This window comes from Paenibacillus yonginensis, from assembly GCF_001685395.1.
Classification (GTDB): Bacteria; Bacillota; Bacilli; order Paenibacillales; family Paenibacillaceae; genus Fontibacillus; species Fontibacillus yonginensis.
In genome coordinates, this window is sequence record NZ_CP014167.1 from 1,400,664 (window position 1) to 1,418,519 (window position 17,856).

The following is a 17,856-nucleotide window of genomic DNA, read 5'->3' on the forward strand; positions in this document are numbered from 1 at the left end:
ATAAAATTGATCGAATTTAAAGAGATTAAAAAACATGTATGCTGTGCGAGGTGGATTTAGTTGGAACTATTAGTCACGAACAGTCCTTTTACGCAGGAGCAGGTTGAGCTGCTTAACCGCCTGCTGCCGACCTTAACCGATTCTCAGCGGATTTGGCTGAACGGATACCTGGCTGCTTTGCAGGGAACAGAGGGGGATGGGGCATCCTTCGCCCCGGCTCTTGCCGCTCCAGGTGCGCCGTCCCGTCCGAATGGCGCTGTATCCGCTGCGCCGGCCGCTTTGGAAGTTCCCAAGGAAGCAGCCGTCCTGTTCGGCTCACAGACAGGCAACAGCCAGGGGCTGGCCAAGAAGCTCGCCCAAAGGCTGGAGCAGCAGGGCTTCACGGTGACGCTCTCCGCCATGAGCGATTTCAAAACCAACACGCTCAAGAAACTTCATTATTTATTTGTTGTTGTCAGCACGCAGGGGGAAGGGGACCCGCCGGATAACGCGATTTCCTTTCACAGCTTTCTGAACAGCAAACGGGCTCCCGAGCTTAAAGAGCTCCGCTATTCGGTGTTGGCGCTTGGCGATACTTCGTACGAATTCTTCTGCAAGACCGGCAAGGACTTCGACGAGCGGCTTGAACAGCTGGGAGCGAACCGGCTTGTGCCGAGAACGGATTGTGACGTTGATTTTGACGAGCCTGCTGCCCAGTGGATGAATCAGGTGCTGGAAGCGGTCAATCAATCGGCAGCGCCCGCCGTAAGGGTGAGTCCATCGGAAGCGGGGGCAGCCTCAAGCGCTGAAACGGAGTCGGAATATTCCAGAACTCATCCGTTCCAGGCGGAGGTGCTGGAGAACCTGAATCTGAATGGCCGGGGAGCAGAGAAAGAGACGCGCCATCTGGAGATCTCGCTGGAAGGCTCCAATTTGACTTATGAGCCGGGGGACAGTCTCGGCATTTATCCGGAGAACCATCCGCAGCTGGTAGAAGATTTGATTGAAGCGATGGGCTGGAATCCGGATGAGACGGTGGCTTTGGATAAAAAAGGGCAGACCGGACCGCTGCGCGAAGCGCTGCTCCGGCATTACGAAATTACCGTGCTGACCAAACCTTTGTTGGAGCAGGCAGCCAAACTGGCTCCGGAGAGCGCGCTTCAAGGGCTGCTGGCCGAAGGTCAGCAACAGGCCCTGCGCGATTATTTGAAAGGACGGGATTTGCTGGATCTGGTTCAGGATTACAGCCTCAAAGGCATCCCGGCAGGCGACTTTGTTGGTATTCTGCGCAAGCTGCCTGCGCGGCTCTATTCCATTTCGAGCAGCCCTTCCGCCACTCCGGATGAAGTTCATGTTACGGTTCGGGCGGTCCGTTACGAAAACGGTGGAAGACAACGCTACGGCGTCTGCTCGGTTCATCTGGCCGATCGCGTGCAGCCGGGGGATAGTCTTCCGGTGTTTATCCAGCAGAATCCGAACTTCAAGCTGCCGGCTGATCCGGAGGCGCCGCTGATTATGGTCGGACCGGGCACCGGTGTAGCGCCGTTCCGCTCTTTCCTGGGTGAACGGGAAGAGCAGGGAGCATCCGGACGGACCTGGCTGTTTTTCGGAGATCAGCATTTTGCGACGGATTTCCTGTATCAGGTAGAGTGGCAGCGCTGGTTGAAGGACGGCGTGCTTACCCGGATGGATGTCGCGTTCTCCAGGGATACGGACCGGAAGATCTACGTGCAGCACAAGATGCTGGAGCGGGGAGCCGAGCTGTACAAGTGGATTCAGGAGGGCGCTTATATTTATGTTTGCGGTGACGAGAAACATATGGCCCAGGATGTTCATCAGGCGCTGCAGTCGATCCTGGTGCAGGAAGGCGGCCTGAGTGCGGAGGCAGCTGCAGAGTATCTGAGCAGCCTGCAGCAGCAGAAACGTTATCAGCGCGATGTGTATTAAGAGCCCAGCCTGTGAAAGGAGAAAGAGTTTATGTCAGAAAATCATTTGTTGTCCAAGAACAGTGCTCCGCACAGTGACGTTGAAGAGATTAAACGAAACAGTAATTATTTGCGCGGCAGCTTGACGGAGACGCTGGCAGATCCGATTACCGGCTCCATCCCCGAAGATGACAACCGGCTAATGAAGCATCACGGCAGCTATATGCAGGATGACCGAGATCTGCGGAACGAACGTGCGCATCAGAAGCTGGAGCCGGCTTACCAGTTTATGCTCCGCGTTCGCGCATCAGGCGGTGTCGTAACCCCGGAGCAGTGGCTGATGATGGACCGCATTTCGCAGAAATACGGGAATGGAACGATTCGCCTGACGACACGCCAGTCCTTCCAGCTGCACGGCGTATTGAAATGGAATTTGAAGAATACGATCCGGGAGGTCAATGAAGTGCTGCTCAGCACGCTGGCAGCCTGCGGCGACGTTAACCGCAACGTCATGTGCAACCCGAATCCGTATCAGTCCGAAATTCACGGCGAAGTGTACGAATGGGCGACCAAAGTCAGCAAACATCTGGACCCGCGGACCCGCGCCTACCATGAAATCTGGCTGGATGAAGAGAAGGTCATCGACAGCCGGGACCTGGATACGGAGGTGGAACCGATTTACGGGCCGGTGTATCTCCCGCGGAAATTCAAAATCGGTATTGCAGTGCCTCCGTCCAACGACGTTGACGTGTTCTCGCAGGATCTTGGCTTTATCGCGATTGTGGAGGACGGGAAGCTGGCCGGCTTTAACGTGGCAGTTGGCGGCGGTATGGGGATGACTCATGGCGATCCGAAGACCTATCCGCAGGTCTCCAAAATTATTGGCTTCTGCACGCCGGACCAGATGGTGGATGTGGCGGAGAAAGTCGTGACCATTCAGCGGGATTATGGCGACCGGGCAGTCCGCAAGCACGCACGCTTTAAATACACGATTGACGACCGCGGCATTGACTGGCTCGTAAAGGAATTGACGGCCCGTTTGGGTTATTCGCTGCTGGAAGCCCGCCCTTATCATTTCGAGCATAACGGTGACCGGTATGGCTGGGTGAAGGGCAGCAACGGCAAATGGCATTTTACCTTGTTCATTCAGAATGGCCGTGTTAAGGATTTCGATGATTATCCCTTAATGACAGGGCTTCGCGAAATTGCGAAGGTGCATGGCGGAGATTTCCGCCTCACGCCTAATCAGAACTTGATCATCGGCAACGTGAGCAGCAAGAAGAAGAAAAAAATCCAGAGCCTGATCGATCAATACGGCTTGACGGATGGCGCCCATTATTCAGCGCTGCGCCGAAACTCGATGGCCTGTGTTGCGCTTCCAACCTGCGGGCTGGCGATGGCCGAATCCGAACGTTATCTGCCTTCCCTGCTCGACAAAATTGAGCCGATGCTTGAAGAGGCTGGACTGCGCGATGAGGACATCGTTATCCGAATGACCGGCTGCCCGAACGGCTGTGCGAGACCTGCGCTCGCCGAGTTATCCTTCATCGGCAAAGCCCCGGGCCGGTACAATATGTATCTCGGCGGCGGCTTCACAGGCAACCGTTTGAATAAGCTGTACAAGGAAAACATCGGCGAAGAGGAAATTTTGAACTCGCTGCAGCCCATCATTAACCGTTACGCCAAAGAACGGCTCGAAGGGGAGCATTTCGGCGATTTCACGATCCGGACGGGATATGTGAAAGAAGTGCTGGATGGGCAGGAATTCCACGCCTGAGCAGGTTGTGTTTTTAAAGGCAAGAAATTAGCGCTCCGTATGGGGCGCTTTTTCTGGTTCTTTTTCTTAATACTCCGCCCCTTCATTTATCCCATATTAAGTACCCTGGAGGCAGCACCGTCTCTTTGAAACCGGCCATCTGACGTTCCAGGTAAAGCAGCGGTCTGGCTGAACCAGCCAATATAAAGTTCACTACGTCTCCGCGGCTGTCTGCCTTTAAAGAGAATGCTCTTGTATAAGCAAAATGCCGGCCCATGGTCTCCCCAATAGCTCCAAGCAGATGATCATGTCCGGCTCTTCCGGTGAGATTGATCAGGACTGAACCTTCCGGTTTAAGTTTGTCTGCTATCGTCTGAAAAAACGCCGTAGACACCAGATGCCTGGGAGTACCCTCCGCGTCAAAAGCGTCCAATACCACATAATCAAATTTACCGGCAGGCTGGTGCTCAAGCAAAGCTCTTCCGTCCCCCGTCTGCACATTATTCAGGCTGTAACCGAAATAGGTTTGACTGATCTGGACGATGACTGGATCGAGTTCGGATACGGTAACATTTTTCTCGGAAAAATAACGGGACAAGGTTCCGATGCCATGCCCAATCATAAAAACCTCTTCAAAATCCGGGACATTATGCTCCATTAAATGAATGATCGCTTTCGGGTATTCAAACAGGATCCGGTCCGGATTATCCATATCCAGGGCTCCCTGATTCGCTTGGCTTGCAAATTGCAGGACCCGAAATCGGCCTTTCTGCCCGTCAAGCTCATCTGTCTCATAAACAGCAATATGATGATGGCCGGTTTCCGTTTCAAATAATAAGCGCTGCAAAAGATGAATCCTCCATTCGTATAGGTGATGATGGTTATCCTTTTATTTGAGGCGTTTTCCAGTTCTGATGCCGCACCTCTCGAAGCTAATATCGAACAGTATAAGACTCGCCGGGCCTTACGGCAAGGATGGAGAGAAGAAGAGGTGCGAATGGGAAGCTCCCATAGAAACGCAGAGGGATTCGCACCTCATAAATTGTCGAAATTTAAGATATTTGTGCACATGCTCTGAGGACAGGAAGCGAATTTAGGCCGTTTTGCGATAAATGCTTTTGTAAAGAGCCTTATAAACTTGATTGTCTCGCAGATTCACTGGGCGAAGCGCAGTCAGCTTCGTCCAGTTTTGTTTTTTCGGACTATAATTAACTCCGCAATATAGAAATGGCCAAAAATATGTAGATTTTACAGTGGTCATATTTGACACATTCCTTTTATTCGTAAATCTGGAATATTCCATCTGAAACGGGGCGGGGCCTACTGTCGCCCCAAGTCCAAAGGAAGCTGAAGGATGCATTTTTAATCAAGCAAAAATAACATATTTACGTCCCGAACAGCCTTCACTACACTTTCTGTAAGCGCTAACAGTTTGGCGGCTGGTCTGAGAACCCGGGTCGATTCCTGGCCAGTGGGTGCCGCATAGGACATGATGAAGTTTTGATCAGACAGGGGGGAGAAACTGAAGGTCCAAGGTTAAGCCGCTCACTAATGAGGGGACAGGAGGAATCATGTAATGAGACAAAGCTTGAAACCGTGGGGGATCATGCTGTGCCTGGCGATGTTTGCTTCACTGCTTGCCGCATGCGGTTCCGGATCCGCGGGGAACGGGAAAGGCGGTCAGTCGTCCGGCTCAGCGGAAAGCGTGCATAAAGAGGGTTTTCCGATTGTCGACAAGCCAATCACACTGTCTGTTTTTGCGCCTGACGTTGGGGCTGCCAAGTGGGATACGATGCAGGTATTCAAGGAAATGGAGAGTATGACCAACATCAAACTCACGTTCCAGACGGCTCCAGTGGACAGCTTTGAAACCAAAAAAAATCTGATCTTTGCAAGCGGCGATCTGCCGGATATCTTCTACGCTGCAAGCCTGACCCCAGCCGAGCAGGTCACTTATGGAAGCCAGGGAACGCTGATTCCGCTGGAGAAACTGATTGACGAGTATGCACCGAACCTCAAGAAGCTGCTGGACGAGAATCCGGATGTCCGAAAGTCGATTACCACGCCGGATGGGCATATTTATGCACTGCCGTACATTGACAAAGGCGCCGTATGGTACAAAAGCCCGCTCTATTATAACGGAAGTTTCCTGAAGAAGCTGGGCGTAACCAAACTCCCAGAAACGCCGGATGAGCTGTACGACTATCTGAAGCGGGTGAAAACCGAAGATCCAAACGGCAACGGCCAGGCGGACGAAATTCCGCTGACCTCCACCAAGCTGAAGGATATCCGCGTGCAGCTGCTGGGCTTCTGGGGCATGTACGATGAGATCTATTATGCGGACAAAGAAGGAAAAGTACACTACACCCCGCAGGAGGAAGGATACAAGGAGTACCTGACCTTCTTGAACCGGCTTTGGAAAGACGATTTGTTGGACCACGAGACGTTCTCTCAAACGGACGATCAGAAGAAAGCCAAGGGGAAAAATAACCAGGTTGCGCTGTTCAACGACTGGCTGCCTTACTTTATGCTCGGCGGGGAGCCGAACACGGACAATCCGTTTATGGCCCCGCTCAAGACAGGGTTCCCGGACTCGCCGGTCGTGGCGAAAAACTCGGGCATCTCCAAAAATGGTACGTTTGCCATTTCCAAAACCAATCCGGCTCCGGAAGCGACGATGCGCTGGGTGGACTATCAGTATGGTTATGAGGGCTCAACTTTGTTTAACCAAGGACCGGAAAATGTGTTGTGGAAATATACGGACAAAGATAAACATATCAAAGAGTGGCTGCCCGTTCCAGATGGAGGCGACCGTGAGCAGTATCGCGGCACGTTGACGCCGAACTATGGGATTACGACGCCTGGCGTCAGTCTGCCCGAAGTTACCCAAGGTTTGAGATCCGAAATTGACGATTGGGTCGAGCAGGAGAACAAGGAGAAAATTTTGCCGTATGCTAAAGTGCCGTATCCGAATGTCTTCTTGACAGAAGCGGAACAAAATGAAGTTACGGCGCTTCAGTCGGACCTGAGCAACTATGTAGAACAGATGGAGGCCAAGTTCGTAACGGGTCAGGAGCCTCTTTCGAACTGGGAGAAATATAAAGCCCAAGTGAAACAAATGGGCGGCGACCGCATCGCCGAGATCTACCAGGCGGCATACGACCGCTGGGATCAGCAAGGAGCGGAATAAGGACCCAAACTGACAAACAACAAACGTCCTGTCTAGGCCGATACGGCGAGACAGGACGTTTTGTTGTGCGGATTCAGAGCCCATGCGAAGGTTTGAACCCAGCGAATAGAGTTAGAGTTAAAGTTTAAGTTAAAGTTTACAGCAGCCCGACCATTTGCAGCCCGTGCAGAATGCCGCCGTCATCCGCTGCTTTGGTCACGTATTTGGCGGCAGCTTTTGCTTCGGGAACGCCATTGCCCATAGCGACGCTGTTCGTAATTTGGGAGAGCATCTCAATATCGTTAAGTCCATCCCCAAAAGCGTATTGGCGTTCGGCCGGGATGCCCAGCTTCCCGGTGATTTTGGCGATGCCTTTGGCTTTCGAACCGCCTGCAGGAATGACGTCGGCCGAATAAGAGTGCCAGCGAATCAGGTCGAAGGCTTTAAATTGCTGCTCATATTCTTGTTCCTCGCCCTCAACGCAGAACAGCAGCGACTGGTAAATTTCGCGATTCTGGTAGTAGAGCGGGTCATGAGCGGGGAGCTCATGGATTTTTAATGTTCCCATGCTGGCCGTTACAAACTCATGATCCGGCACCGTAACTTTCATATCCTCATGATCCATATATACAACGGGGTGATTGCGCTGCAAAGCCAGATCTGTCAACTGCTGAAGGGCAACTTTATCCAGCGGATTTCTATAGATCGGCTCTCCTTGCAGAACGACATATTGCCCGTTATAGCTGACATAAGTTTCAATTTCCAGTTCCTTGCGCAGCTCCTTGAACATAAAGGGGGCCCGGCCTGTCGCAATCGCCACCTCGTGCCCCAGGCGTTTCAGGGCAAAAACCGCTTCCTTGGCCGATGCAGGAACCTTCTTATCCTCGCCCAGCAGCGTTCCGTCTATATCGAAGAAAATAATGCTTCTCTCCGTCATTTTTTCACCTGACTTTCAGAAAATTTTGTTTATTTGCAACTAGTCTTCATCATTATAACAAACCATTCTGAAATTGGCCGGAATACCGCTTATTTTTCCTTATCATTAACAATTCTTACATGGAGCTAACTTTTCTCGGAGCGAATTTTCATCTTCTGCCTGTATACTTGGAGTGTTCGCAAAGATCTTCGACGTTTATTCAGGAGGGAGCTGGTTCGTGAGATGCGTGAGCCGCGCATTATGATTTTAACGGCCGGTTACGGGGAGGGGCATCATCAGGTTTCCAGAGCTTTAGAGCAAGAATTGTCCGCAAGAGGCATCGAGGACGTTCTCATCGTCGATTTGATGAAGGAAGCCCATCCGCTGTTGAACTCGGTTTCGAAGAAACTATATTTGAAGAACAGCCTAACCTCCCAATATGGCTTGGACTTGTATGGCTGGAGTTACTATTGGACGAGGGGGACACGTCCGGGCAGCTCACTGGGCAGATATTTTAATTCTATTGGAAAAAGAAAGCTGAAAGCTCTGCTGCGCCAGGTCTCTCCCGATATCATTTTAAACACCTTCCCTTTCGGAGGGGCAGTTGAAGCCGGAAGCGAACTTGGCGTGCCGGTTTGCACGGTAATTACGGATTATACGCTCCATGGACGATGGATTCATCCGGATATGAGCCGCTATTATGTGGCGACGGACGAATTGAAATACGATATGCAGAAGAAAGCTTGTGCTTCGCCGCAGCAGATTCTGGTGACCGGAATACCGGTCCGCAAAGGTTTTGTCACGCAGAGCAAGTGCGCCCGGGAAGCCCGTAATCAGGAACAGGAACAGGGCGTTATTGCGGACGATCGCAGCCAAAGCAAAAAACAGGTAATGCTCACCGCCGGTTCCTTCGGCGTGCCGCAGCAGATGGAGGAGATCGTGAGGCGGCTGCTGGAGGCAGGAAACTGCCGGCTTGCCATCGTCTGCGGCCGCAATGAACGATTATATGCGAAGTGGTCCGTGATGTTTGGAGGCAACCCAGAAGTGGAAATTTTTGGCTTTGTGCCGCATGTTCACGAAATTATGGCGAAGGCCTCCTGTCTGGTTACCAAAGCCGGTGGGGTTACTTTATCGGAAGCGCTTGCTTTGCGAGTGCCTGTGTTTATCTATAAACCTTTTGCAGGGCAGGAGAAAGAAAATGCGGTATATTTCGCCGGAAAAGGCGCAGCCAGAATCGCGGAAAGCGCTCCGGAGTTAAGCCGGCAAATCAGTCGTTTGCTGGATAATCCCGCAGAAGAAGCGGACATTCGTAGACGAATGTCCGAGCTCTACAAGGGCGGAGCAGCGGAAAGGATTGTCAGCGATATGCTGGAGCTGCTGCAAAGCGGGCTGCGGGTAACGGTTTAATAAAAGGTCCAGGTTAGGGCCGATAGCCGGGGGAATTCATGGACAACAATAGGAACGGCAAAGTGGGCATGACAGGCGTGAAATGGATATCGGCTTTCAGTCTGCTGCTGATTCTTGCCGCCATCGTTTATGTAGCTTATTTAATCAAAACCGGACAATACGCCAAAGTCATGAATTCCGTACAGCAACTGGGGATTTTAGGGATTGTCGCCGGGGTTTTCATCCAGGCGGTGCTCAATATGCTGCCGGTTCCCGGTGAATTTTCCGCTTTGCTGCTGCTGGAGGTGTACGGACCCGTATGGGGAGGCGTTTATGCCTGGATCGGCGGAATCGTAGGTTCCATAGGCGGCTTTTATCTGACCCGCTGGGTGGCTAAACCCCATGTCGGAGCCGTAAAACCGGCGCTCGACAAGATGGAGGAGTGGCTGAACCGGTATGGGGACTTGGGGCTGCTGATGATCCGGTTTGTGCCGTTTGTCCCTTATCATATCGTCAATTATGCGGCGGGGCTTTTGAAAGTGGGATTATGGGGGTTCGCATGGACGACAGCCGTAGGGATTCTACCCTATTCCATAGCGATGAGCTGCCTCTATGCGGGGATGCGGAACAGCCCCTGGGTGTGGGCTTTTGTGCTTGGCATCGGCATTGCCGCGGCGGTCTGGCTGTTTTTTTCCCGGAGAAAAAATGTCGTGCTTGACCGCAAATGAGGTTGCCTTAATCAGCTAAAAAAGCAGCTTCCCGTCCTTGACGGAAAAGCTGCTTTTATTGTTGCTCCTTCGTATCTTAAACTCTGCTGCTCGTACTGAACCGCCAGGAGCCTGATTCCATCCATTCGATAAAATGGTCGGTGACCGTCTTCAAATATTGTTTGGTAGGTTCGTGGATCAATTCGCCATGCTCGTTGAATTTCTCGTGGGCTGTGCCGATATAAACTTCATTGCCCGGGTAGAACGGGGAAGCGATGCTGGGCGAAAACAATATTTCCCGCAGATGGAGCTGGGCGCGCACGCTGCCCAGAAACCCCATGGAGGATCCGAGAATCCAGGAAGGTTTGCCTTTCATGACTTTGTCTACGCGCGACAGCCAGTCTATCGCGTTTTTGGTGACGCCTGGAATGGAGTAGTTGTACTCGGGTGTGATCCACAAAACCGCATCGGCCATGCTGACTTTATGTTTAAAGATTTTAACGCTTTCCGGCGGGTCCAGCTCGATATCCTGATTATAAAAAGGCAGCTCATGAATCTTTAAAATTTCTATGTCAAGCTTGTGTTTAAATTGTTCCTGCATGTAACGTGCTAGTCTCATATTAAAGGAATCCTTCCGCAGACTTCCTACAATGGCCGCGATTTTCAAAAGAGGCTCCTCCTTTTCCTAAAGTATAAATATGTAATAGGACTAATAACTCTCCTGTTTAAATAATAGCACTAATGAACCGGTTTTAACCAGTCATATTAAGCATTTGCACATTTAGGAAAAATAAAAAAAACTGCAACAATCCAAAAGCATCCTGCTACAAAAGGTCACATCTATACAAGAACCCGGATAAGAAACAACCTTTATGGAAGTCCGCCGCTGTCTATTTTTGCTATTTGGCGCCCTGCGCTAAACGCGGAACCGTTTTGTCCCTTTGAATATTTGGGTATAAAATCCACTGAGGGAGAGAATCTACATAAGAACGTGGAGATTTCTTTAGCGGAAATCGAGGGGAAGGCAACCTTTTTGAACCCTATGTCGTTATATATATATATCCTGTACAAAGCGATCCAAAGAGAAAGACGGTCGCCAAGGATTAAAATTTGAACAACTGGAGTGGACAATCATGATGAAATCGATGAAATTTGCGGCGGGAGCCGTTTTCCTTTCTGCTGTATTTGCCTTAACGGCATGCAGTTCCCATTCTTCCAACGAAGCTCAAACAGCAAGCCCGGCACCGTCAGGGACGGAAATGGCCTCCGGAGCCCCTTCGGACGCCGGTGCGGGGGCATCCGTAACCCCGCCGGCAGGCGCTAATGAAGGCACCGAGCCTTCTGCACCGCCAGAACAGCCGTCCTCCACCGAAGATCAGATCAAGCAGCTGCTGGAGCTTGCGAAAAAAGGGGAAGCGCCCGGCATTCCGTTTGCCGCACATGACTCACTGATTGACGATGTAACCCAGGCCTGGGGCAAAGCCGACAAGGAGGATTCGGCAGGCAGCGGCTTTTACGCGACTTATGCGAAGAAAAATGCGGTGTTTGGATACAATAAAGGAAGTCAGCTTTTTGATGTCCGCTCGAGCAGTCCGGAATTGCAGAAGCTGACACTCGAAGAGATTGAGTCGGCTCTCGGCAAGCCGGTCTCTATCAAAAAGAACGGTGCCGACACTATTTATATTTATACTGCAAGCGATCAATTTCAATTGAAGTTCATCATTCCGGCCTCCACCGGTAAGGTGGATCATATTTCGGTATTTTCTCCCAAGGATTCCGTTAACAATATGGCGGGATAACCTGCTAAATCAAAAGCAATCCCCTTTGAAGTCTCTCCAAGGGGATTGCTTTTTTGCATCAGCCGGAAATTTAGTTGCAACAAAACTCAATCGAATTTTACAGGTGTTGCGGCCAAGCAGCTTCCAATAGCCTGGAAGGACAACCAACAGAGCCAAGAGAGCTATGCCAAGAATAATGCGGGTTAAGCGATCCGCTCCGCCTACGTTTTTCATTCTCGCCGAATATACCGCAGGGGCAATAATCGACTTGAAATGGAAGAAGACCAGGAAGGCCTAAAGTAAAGCCTAATACTGTTCGCTTTTATTAAGCGGTTGTTTCGGATAATAGGAGAAACCCGGATATTTTACGACGGGCCACTTTTCTTTCCGGAGTTTGGAAATGAAAGCGGGCTGCACTTTCAAATTGGATTCCACGAGCTGTTTCGGTGTCAGTGCCAGCCATTGATTAAGCGAAACATCCTGGAACCGGTCGCTTTTGAACATTTCGAGAAACCAAAGCGTCGTATCGCCCGTGTTTTGAATGTAGTGGCCGTAAGCAAAAGGGACATAACCTACGTCTCCGGCCTTGACATCGAAGGTTCGGGCGGTCCCGCCGCTGGCAAACACGGTCATGCGTCCGCTGCCGGATAAGTAATACTGCCATTCGTCATTGTTGGGATGCCAATGCATTTCACGCATGGCCCCGGGTTTGATCTCCACGAGCGCGGCCGCAACGGTTCTGGAGATCGGAAAGTTGGTCGAATCTACTATGCGCACCGATCCTCCAGGCGTAATCAGCGGTTCCTGGGCCAGCAGCTCGTGTTTAAACGACAGTGGAACCGTTCCGTAAGGGGAGGAGATGGCTTGGCTCTCCAGGCTGCCTGGCACCGGGGCCTGGTAAATATACACCTGTTCGTTCGGAATGCTGCTGAAATCCGAGACAGGTACGCCAAAGTTGGCGGATAAAACGTCTTTGGGCGTGTGGGCAACCCAATCAGAAAGGGATAACGTGTTTAAATCGGAGAAAGCCCCGTCGTCAAAGACGAGCAGAAATTCACAGCCTTCTTCAAGCCCTTGAATCGAATGGGGAATGCCCGGTGGAAAATACCAAAGATCTCCCTGCTTAACATCCGCGATAAAATTGCGCCCATTCTGATCCACCGCCGTGATCCGGGCGCTCCCTACCAGCATGTAGGACCACTCGGCCTGCTGATGCCAGTGCAGCTCGCGCACACCGCCCGGGGTCAGCGCCATGTTGACGCCGGCAAGGGTGGTAGCAATCGGCAGCTCGCGCTGCGTAACCTCGCGGGACCATCCGCCTTCATTCAACTGCATATGCGTATCCGAGAAAGAGAAACGCAAATTGGGAATAAGACCGTTATCTGTAATGGGAGGGACCAGCAGATCGGGATTTTGAAGATCCAGCATCACGTTTCTGGGCCCTTTATCTACCGTACCTTCCTTTCCTCTGATCGGCTGCGGAATCGGCACCGGCTGTTTTGACTCATCGTGTAGGGTCAATTTCATTCTCCTTTCCATCCTGGATTTCCGCGACGCTTGCGGCAAATATCCATACATCATTGAATATGAGCATAGATGTGTTTTATGCAGGGATAGGGTAAGGAAAATCAGAACCACCCGTCCAACGGGTGGTTTGCACTAGGGGTATAACCCCTTGTTGCCAAACTGCGCCTAAAGACGCTAGCCTGACCACAAAGCGTTCAGGCTCAGTGTTATTTGTCTCTTTCACTTACCAGTTAAACTGGTTTTACTTTTTCTTGCTCTTGTTGCTGCTGAATGGATCTTCATACTCTTTTACACTCAGCTTATCCACTGCCTGGTCATGTGCCTCTTGCTCTCGAATGTATTTGGCGACGGTGGCTTCATTTAGCCCCACTGTACTTACGTAGTAGCCTTCCGCCCAGAATTTACGATTCCCATACTTATACTTCAAATTGGCATGCTTCTCAAAGATCATGAGTGCGCTTTTCCCTTTTAAATAGCCCATAAAGGAAGACACAGTGGAGTGCTACGATAAAAATGCAGTCGAAAAACACCCTCGTATGAAATAAAATGAAAGCTAATGAGGGGATGAGCGAGAATGAATCGGTACGACAAAGCATTCAAAGAAGAAGCGGTAAGGTTAAGCGATGAGATCGGGCCCAAGAAAGCGGCCGAGCAGTTAGGCGTAGCCTACCACACCTTGCAGGACTGGAGGAAACGAAGAACCCTGCACGGTGATGGAGCGCATATCGGAAGTGGTCGCGCTTATGCATCTGCCAATAAGACTACGCGTGAAATCGAATTAGAAAGAGAAAACAGCGAGTTGCGTCGTGCGAATGAAATTCTCAAGGACGCACTTGGTTTTTTCGCAAAAGACCGGAAGCGCTAAAAGCATGCCAGCTCTATGGTTACATCCGTGAACGACGGGATCGATGGACCGTCAAAGAGATGTGCAAAGTACTTGCTGTCAGCGAATCAGGCTATTACCGCAGCTTGAAGCCCACACCCAAACGAGAGCGGCAAGAACGCCTTCTGGTCAAAATCAAAGAAATCATCGAAGAATATGAAGACAACAGCAATTACGGTGCCCAGCGGATTAGGCTGGCTCTAGCGCAAAAAGAGATCGTGACCAGCTACAGCACCGTCTATCGCATCATGAAGAAGCACGGTCTGCTGAAGAAAGTGAGGCGTCATCCAAACGGCATTACACGTGAGGATGCGGCAGCTCAAAAGAGCGAGAACCTGATCCAGAGAGACTTCAGCGCCTCAGCCCCCAACCAGAAGTGGCTATCGGATATCACAGAAGTGCCTTGTTTAGACGGTAAGCTGTATGTGTCCGCCGTATTGGACTGTTTCAATGGGGAGATCGTGGGTCTGGCCATGGATGACAACATGCGTAAGGAACTCTGCATCCAAGCTTTTGAGAATGCCTGCAGGGCCAGAAATGCTCGTGGAATGATTTATCACAGCGACCGAGGCAGCCAGTTCACGAGCCACGCATTCCGAGCGTGTCTGGCTAAACGAGATGTCGTTCAAAGCATGAGCGGCACAGGGCGCTGCTATGACAACGCAAGAATGGAAAGCTTCTTTGCTACGCTAAAGAAAGAAAAGCTATATAAGATCAAAACCGAGCAATACCCGATGGCCTATATGAAATCGATTATCTTCCGATACATCATGGTCTATTACAACAGACAGAGGGTTTACACCTCTAATCCAGGGGGATGGCCCCCAGCTATTTATCGCGAAAGAATGCTGTCACAGGCAGCTTAATCATGGGGTTCTCATGAGTGTGTTTTCAAACTGCACTTTTTTTGACAACTCCACAGATATTTTCGGTGGAATCGCCACCAGCATGTGCACATGATCCGGCATCATATGTCCTTCTAATATCTCGACTCCCTTGTATTTACATAGACGCTTCATGATTTCAATTAGATCTCGTCTCACTTGATTGTAGATCTCTTTGAAGTTAGACTGAATAGTAGACACAGAATATACTGAAAGGAGCAGCATTAGAAAAGGAGACTGTGTCCCATGAAAAAACCTGTGTATGACGAAGCCTTCAAGCGTCAGACGGTGCAACATATTAAGGAAAGTGGCCAAACGGTGGCGGAAGTCGCCCGAGAGCTGAAGATCAACGACAACACCGTGTACGGTTGGGTTAAGAAGTTTGGAACAGATCCGGAAGTGGTTGCAGCCCAGGTGTTCAAATCGGACGAGCATCAGATGCGGGAAATGCAGAAGCGAATCCGAGAGCTGCAAGAGGAAAATGAAATCTTAAAAAAAAGCGATGCACTACTTCGCGAAAGACCGTCGGTAAAGTATTCGTTCATTCATGAACACCGCTTCGAGTACCGATTGGAGAAGTTGTGCATTGTCCTGAAAGTCTCTCGTAGCGGGTACTACAAATGGCGGTGCAGACCGGAAAGTGAACGAGAAAAACATCACCGGGAGATGACGGAGCACGTCCGTAAGGCCTACGAAGAGTCCAGAAGGCTTTACGGGAGCCCGAAACTCACCAGGCAGTTGAATCGTCAAGGGATTCAGATCTCCGAACGCACGGTCGGTCGAATCATGAAAAAACAAGGCTTACGCTCACGTACCGTAAAGAAGTACAAGGCGACTACCAACTCCAAGCATGCGCTTCCCGTTCAAGACAATGTGCTGGGCCGCGAGTTTCAAGCCACGAAGCCGGGGGAGAAATGGGTAACGGATATCACCTATGTCTGGACCGTGGAAGGATGGTTGTATCTGGCGAGTGTCATGGACCTATACTCTCGCAGAATTGTCGGTTGGCAAATGGGTGAGCGGATGACCAAGGAACTCGTGATTGGGGCCCTTCAGCAGGCCTATGGCCGAGGGCGTCCAGACCCTGGATTACTTCACCATTCCGATCGGGGAAGCCAATACGCCTCTCACGATTACCAGAAACAGCTGTTAACATATGAGATGATCGGAAGCATGAGCCGAAAGGGGAATTGCTACGATAATGCCTGCATCGAGTCATTCCATAGTGTCCTCAAAAAGGAACTGATTTACCTGAACCACTATGAAACGAGGGAACAAGCGAAGCAGAGTATTTTCGAGTACATTGAGTTCTTCTACAACACTCGGCGTATCCATTCCTCTATTGATTACCATACCCCCATGGAGTATGAACTGCTTTACCTAAACCAGGCTGCTTAAAATCTGTGTCTACTATCTTGACAGAGGTCCACTTTACGTCTATACTTCGGGGTGAACACAATGTGATACTTACACATCCACTTTGTGTGCGCTAAACTAAAGTTTTTATTTGCCATTTAAGACCATCCTTTCGAATTGAGCCTGAACATCTCAATTTTATCGGGATGGTCTTATTGGTGTAACCCTAGATCCCTCCACCCGCATAGCGGGTGGTTTGGATCGGCTACACTAAGTTGGACAATGAAAATAAGGGCTTGTAGAATAGACCTATCATACGAAGGAGCGGATCTCTACAATGCCAAAACAACGACGTACCTTTACTGCAGAATTTAAGCGACAAATGGTACAGCTTTATGAGAATGGGAAGTCCAGGGCAGCGATTGTGGAGGAATACGACCTCACAGCTTCCGCTTTAGACCGTTGGATTATTCAGGCTCAGACAACGGGTTCCTTTAAGGAAAAGGATAATCGTTCATCAGAAGAAACCGAACTGATGGCGTTACGAAAAGAGAACCAACGTCTGAAGATGGAGGTAGATATTTTAAAGCAAGCGGCGCTGATCATGGGACGAAAGTAGCTATCATTCGGAATAACCTGGATAAATACTCGGTATCAGCATTGTGTAACGTCCTGCAAATTGCAAGAAGTACGTACTATTATGAAGCCAAAGAACGACCGAATGAAGATGGGTTATCAAAGGCTATTGTGGAAATCTTCTATAAGAACCGAAAAGCCTACGGTACACGAAAGATCAAAACCAAGCTCCAGGAACAAGGACTCATCGTGTCTAGACGCCGTATTGGCCGAATCATGCGTGAGCAAGGCCTGGTCTCCACCTATACCATTGCCCAGTTTAAGCCCCACAAAACGGCCTGTAATGAGGCGGCAACGACGAATGTGTTAGCTCGTGAGTTTGACCAGGCTGAAATTAAGCGCTTCGTGGTCAGCGATCTAACGTATGTGAAGGTAGGGCACCGTTGGCACTACATTTGCGTCCTCATCGACCTGTTCAATCGAGAGATCATTGGCCATAGTGCAGGTCCACATAAGGACGCTGCTCTGGTTTCGCGCGCCTTTGCTACGGTAGAAGGTGACCTGAGCCAAATCCAGTGGTTTCATACGGACCGTGGAAGTGAGTTTAAAAACCAGAAGATGGACGAGCTTCTGGAAACCTTTGAGATCAGTCGATCGTTAAGCGCGAAGGGTTGTCCTTATGACAACGCTGTAGCGGAAGCAACCTACAAGGTCATGAAAACGGAGTTCATCCATCAGATGGAGTTCCAGAGCCTCGATCACCTGCAGTTGGAACTATACGACTATGTTAACTGGTTTAACAAGCATCGAATTCATGGATCATTGGGGTACATGACGCCTGTTCAGTACCGTCAAGTAGCCCTTAAAAAAGCTGTCTGATTTAATGTTGACAATCCAGTTTTATATTTCGCGCGTTTCACGCGCTCAACAGGCTGAAGCCTAAAAAATAAAAAAAATCCCCGAAAAAAATTCGGGGATTCTCTACAGCCTGGCAGAGGATGTAAACAGAATAGC

General features: G+C 50.3%; 15 protein-coding genes and 3 pseudogenes. 10 read left to right on the top strand and 8 right to left on the bottom strand.

All coding sequences use genetic code 11. The features are described from left to right. Positions 1–60 precede the first annotated feature (60 nt). Both AWM70_RS06455 and cysI read left to right on the top strand, forming a co-directional pair. Positions 61–1,926, top strand: a complete 1,866-nt coding sequence (locus AWM70_RS06455) for an assimilatory sulfite reductase (NADPH) flavoprotein subunit (RefSeq protein ID WP_068694867.1) — start codon at positions 61–63, stop codon at positions 1,924–1,926. A 30-nt stretch (positions 1,927–1,956) separates the two neighbouring features. Beyond that, positions 1,957–3,681: an assimilatory sulfite reductase (NADPH) hemoprotein subunit gene (gene cysI, locus AWM70_RS06460; RefSeq protein ID WP_068694868.1), complete on the top strand. Its 1,725-nt coding sequence runs from the start codon at positions 1,957–1,959 to the stop codon at positions 3,679–3,681. Between the two features lie 82 nt (positions 3,682–3,763). Here the strand turns inward: cysI and AWM70_RS06465 are convergent, their stop codons facing one another. Beyond that, positions 3,764–4,507 carry a spermidine synthase gene (locus AWM70_RS06465; RefSeq protein WP_083180146.1) on the bottom strand — a complete coding sequence of 248 codons (744 nt, stop codon included), beginning with the start codon at positions 4,505–4,507 and terminating at the stop codon, positions 3,764–3,766. Between the two features lie 729 nt (positions 4,508–5,236). Here AWM70_RS06465 and AWM70_RS06470 point away from each other — a divergent pair. Continuing rightward, complete coding sequence (locus AWM70_RS06470) at positions 5,237–6,850, top strand: type 2 periplasmic-binding domain-containing protein (protein ID WP_068694870.1); 1,614 nt, start codon at positions 5,237–5,239, stop codon at positions 6,848–6,850. 136 nt (positions 6,851–6,986) lie between these two features. On the opposite strand, the gene AWM70_RS06475 is transcribed toward AWM70_RS06470, so the two are convergent. Continuing rightward, on the bottom strand, positions 6,987–7,766 hold the full coding sequence (locus tag AWM70_RS06475; protein WP_068694871.1) for a Cof-type HAD-IIB family hydrolase: 780 nt from the start codon (positions 7,764–7,766) through the stop codon (positions 6,987–6,989). A gap of 240 nt (positions 7,767–8,006) precedes the next feature. On the opposite strand from AWM70_RS06475, the gene AWM70_RS06480 reads away from it, so the two are divergent. Together AWM70_RS06480 and AWM70_RS06485 are read left to right on the top strand one after the other, a co-directional pair. Further along, complete coding sequence (locus AWM70_RS06480) at positions 8,007–9,152, top strand: MGDG synthase family glycosyltransferase (protein ID WP_169823409.1); 1,146 nt, start codon at positions 8,007–8,009, stop codon at positions 9,150–9,152. A gap of 38 nt (positions 9,153–9,190) precedes the next feature. Further along, the gene (locus AWM70_RS06485) at positions 9,191–9,859 is read left to right on the top strand and encodes a TVP38/TMEM64 family protein (RefSeq protein ID WP_068694873.1); all 669 of its coding nucleotides are present in this window, start codon (positions 9,191–9,193) and stop codon (positions 9,857–9,859) included. A gap of 76 nt (positions 9,860–9,935) precedes the next feature. On the opposite strand, the gene AWM70_RS06490 is transcribed toward AWM70_RS06485, so the two are convergent. After that, on the bottom strand, positions 9,936–10,505 hold the full coding sequence (locus AWM70_RS06490) for an NADPH-dependent FMN reductase (RefSeq protein WP_068694874.1): 570 nt from the start codon (positions 10,503–10,505) through the stop codon (positions 9,936–9,938). Positions 10,506–10,971: 466 nt separating this feature from the next. Here AWM70_RS06490 and AWM70_RS06495 point away from each other — a divergent pair, with 466 nt between their 5' ends. Further along, positions 10,972–11,637 (top strand): YjgB family protein, encoded by a 666-nt coding sequence (locus AWM70_RS06495; protein ID WP_068694875.1) that lies wholly within the window; start codon positions 10,972–10,974, stop codon positions 11,635–11,637. Between the two features lie 9 nt (positions 11,638–11,646). Here the strand turns inward: AWM70_RS06495 and AWM70_RS22605 are convergent, their stop codons facing one another. The 3 genes and pseudogenes from AWM70_RS22605 to tnpA all read right to left on the bottom strand — a co-directional run. Beyond that, a complete protein-coding gene (locus tag AWM70_RS22605) occupies positions 11,647–11,850 on the bottom strand; it encodes a YgaP-like transmembrane domain (RefSeq protein ID WP_083180147.1) in 204 nt (67 codons plus the stop codon). Between the two features lie 72 nt (positions 11,851–11,922). Continuing rightward, a complete protein-coding gene (locus tag AWM70_RS06500) occupies positions 11,923–13,143 on the bottom strand; it encodes an oxalate decarboxylase family bicupin (protein WP_068694876.1) in 1,221 nt (406 codons plus the stop codon). A 241-nt stretch (positions 13,144–13,384) separates the two neighbouring features. Then, positions 13,385–13,639: pseudogene (gene tnpA / locus AWM70_RS06505) on the bottom strand (IS200/IS605 family transposase); the annotation flags it as partial. 78 nt (positions 13,640–13,717) lie between these two features. Between tnpA and AWM70_RS06510 the strand changes: the two are divergent. Both AWM70_RS06510 and AWM70_RS06515 read left to right on the top strand, forming a co-directional pair. Continuing rightward, complete coding sequence (locus tag AWM70_RS06510) at positions 13,718–14,008, top strand: transposase (protein ID WP_068693238.1); 291 nt, start codon at positions 13,718–13,720, stop codon at positions 14,006–14,008. Positions 14,009–14,031: 23 nt separating this feature from the next. Further along, positions 14,032–14,892 (top strand): IS3 family transposase, encoded by an 861-nt coding sequence (locus tag AWM70_RS06515; RefSeq protein ID WP_151208713.1) that lies wholly within the window; start codon positions 14,032–14,034, stop codon positions 14,890–14,892. A gap of 51 nt (positions 14,893–14,943) precedes the next feature. Here the strand turns inward: AWM70_RS06515 and AWM70_RS22610 are convergent. Next, positions 14,944–15,051 (bottom strand): annotated as a pseudogene (locus AWM70_RS22610) (transposase); the annotation flags it as partial. Positions 15,052–15,156: 105 nt separating this feature from the next. On the opposite strand from AWM70_RS22610, the gene AWM70_RS06520 reads away from it, so the two are divergent. Beyond that, on the top strand, positions 15,157–16,308 hold the full coding sequence (locus AWM70_RS06520) for an IS3 family transposase (protein ID WP_083180148.1): 1,152 nt from the start codon (positions 15,157–15,159) through the stop codon (positions 16,306–16,308). A gap of 29 nt (positions 16,309–16,337) precedes the next feature. Here the strand turns inward: AWM70_RS06520 and AWM70_RS22615 are convergent. Continuing rightward, positions 16,338–16,424, bottom strand: a pseudogene (locus AWM70_RS22615) (IS200/IS605 family transposase); the annotation flags it as partial. 179 nt (positions 16,425–16,603) lie between these two features. Here AWM70_RS22615 and AWM70_RS06530 point away from each other — a divergent pair. After that, a protein-coding gene (locus AWM70_RS06530) for an IS3 family transposase (RefSeq protein ID WP_206093401.1) occupies positions 16,604–17,721 on the top strand; the annotation gives its coding sequence in 2 pieces (ribosomal slippage) (positions 16,604–16,850 and positions 16,850–17,721; 1,119 coding nt in all). The last annotated feature ends 135 nt before the right edge of the window (positions 17,722–17,856 follow it).

Excerpts from the sequence above, each read along its gene's own strand:
- AWM70_RS06510 (WP_068693238.1), top strand. The coding sequence starts at position 13,718 with ATGAATCGGTACGACAAAGCATTCAAAGAAGAAGCGGTAAGGTTAAGC.
- AWM70_RS06470 (WP_068694870.1), top strand. The coding sequence starts at position 5,237 with ATGAGACAAAGCTTGAAACCGTGGGGGATCATGCTGTGCCTGGCGATG.
- AWM70_RS06520 (WP_083180148.1), top strand. The coding sequence starts at position 15,157 with ATGAAAAAACCTGTGTATGACGAAGCCTTCAAGCGTCAGACGGTGCAA.
- AWM70_RS22605 (WP_083180147.1), bottom strand. The coding sequence starts at position 11,850 with ATGAAAAACGTAGGCGGAGCGGATCGCTTAACCCGCATTATTCTTGGC.
- AWM70_RS06495 (WP_068694875.1), top strand. The coding sequence starts at position 10,972 with ATGATGAAATCGATGAAATTTGCGGCGGGAGCCGTTTTCCTTTCTGCT.
- AWM70_RS06475 (WP_068694871.1), bottom strand. The coding sequence starts at position 7,766 with ATGACGGAGAGAAGCATTATTTTCTTCGATATAGACGGAACGCTGCTG.
- AWM70_RS06480 (WP_169823409.1), top strand. The coding sequence starts at position 8,007 with ATGATTTTAACGGCCGGTTACGGGGAGGGGCATCATCAGGTTTCCAGA.
- cysI (WP_068694868.1), top strand. The coding sequence starts at position 1,957 with ATGTCAGAAAATCATTTGTTGTCCAAGAACAGTGCTCCGCACAGTGAC.
- AWM70_RS06500 (WP_068694876.1), bottom strand. The coding sequence starts at position 13,143 with ATGAAATTGACCCTACACGATGAGTCAAAACAGCCGGTGCCGATTCCG.
- AWM70_RS06485 (WP_068694873.1), top strand. The coding sequence starts at position 9,191 with ATGGACAACAATAGGAACGGCAAAGTGGGCATGACAGGCGTGAAATGG.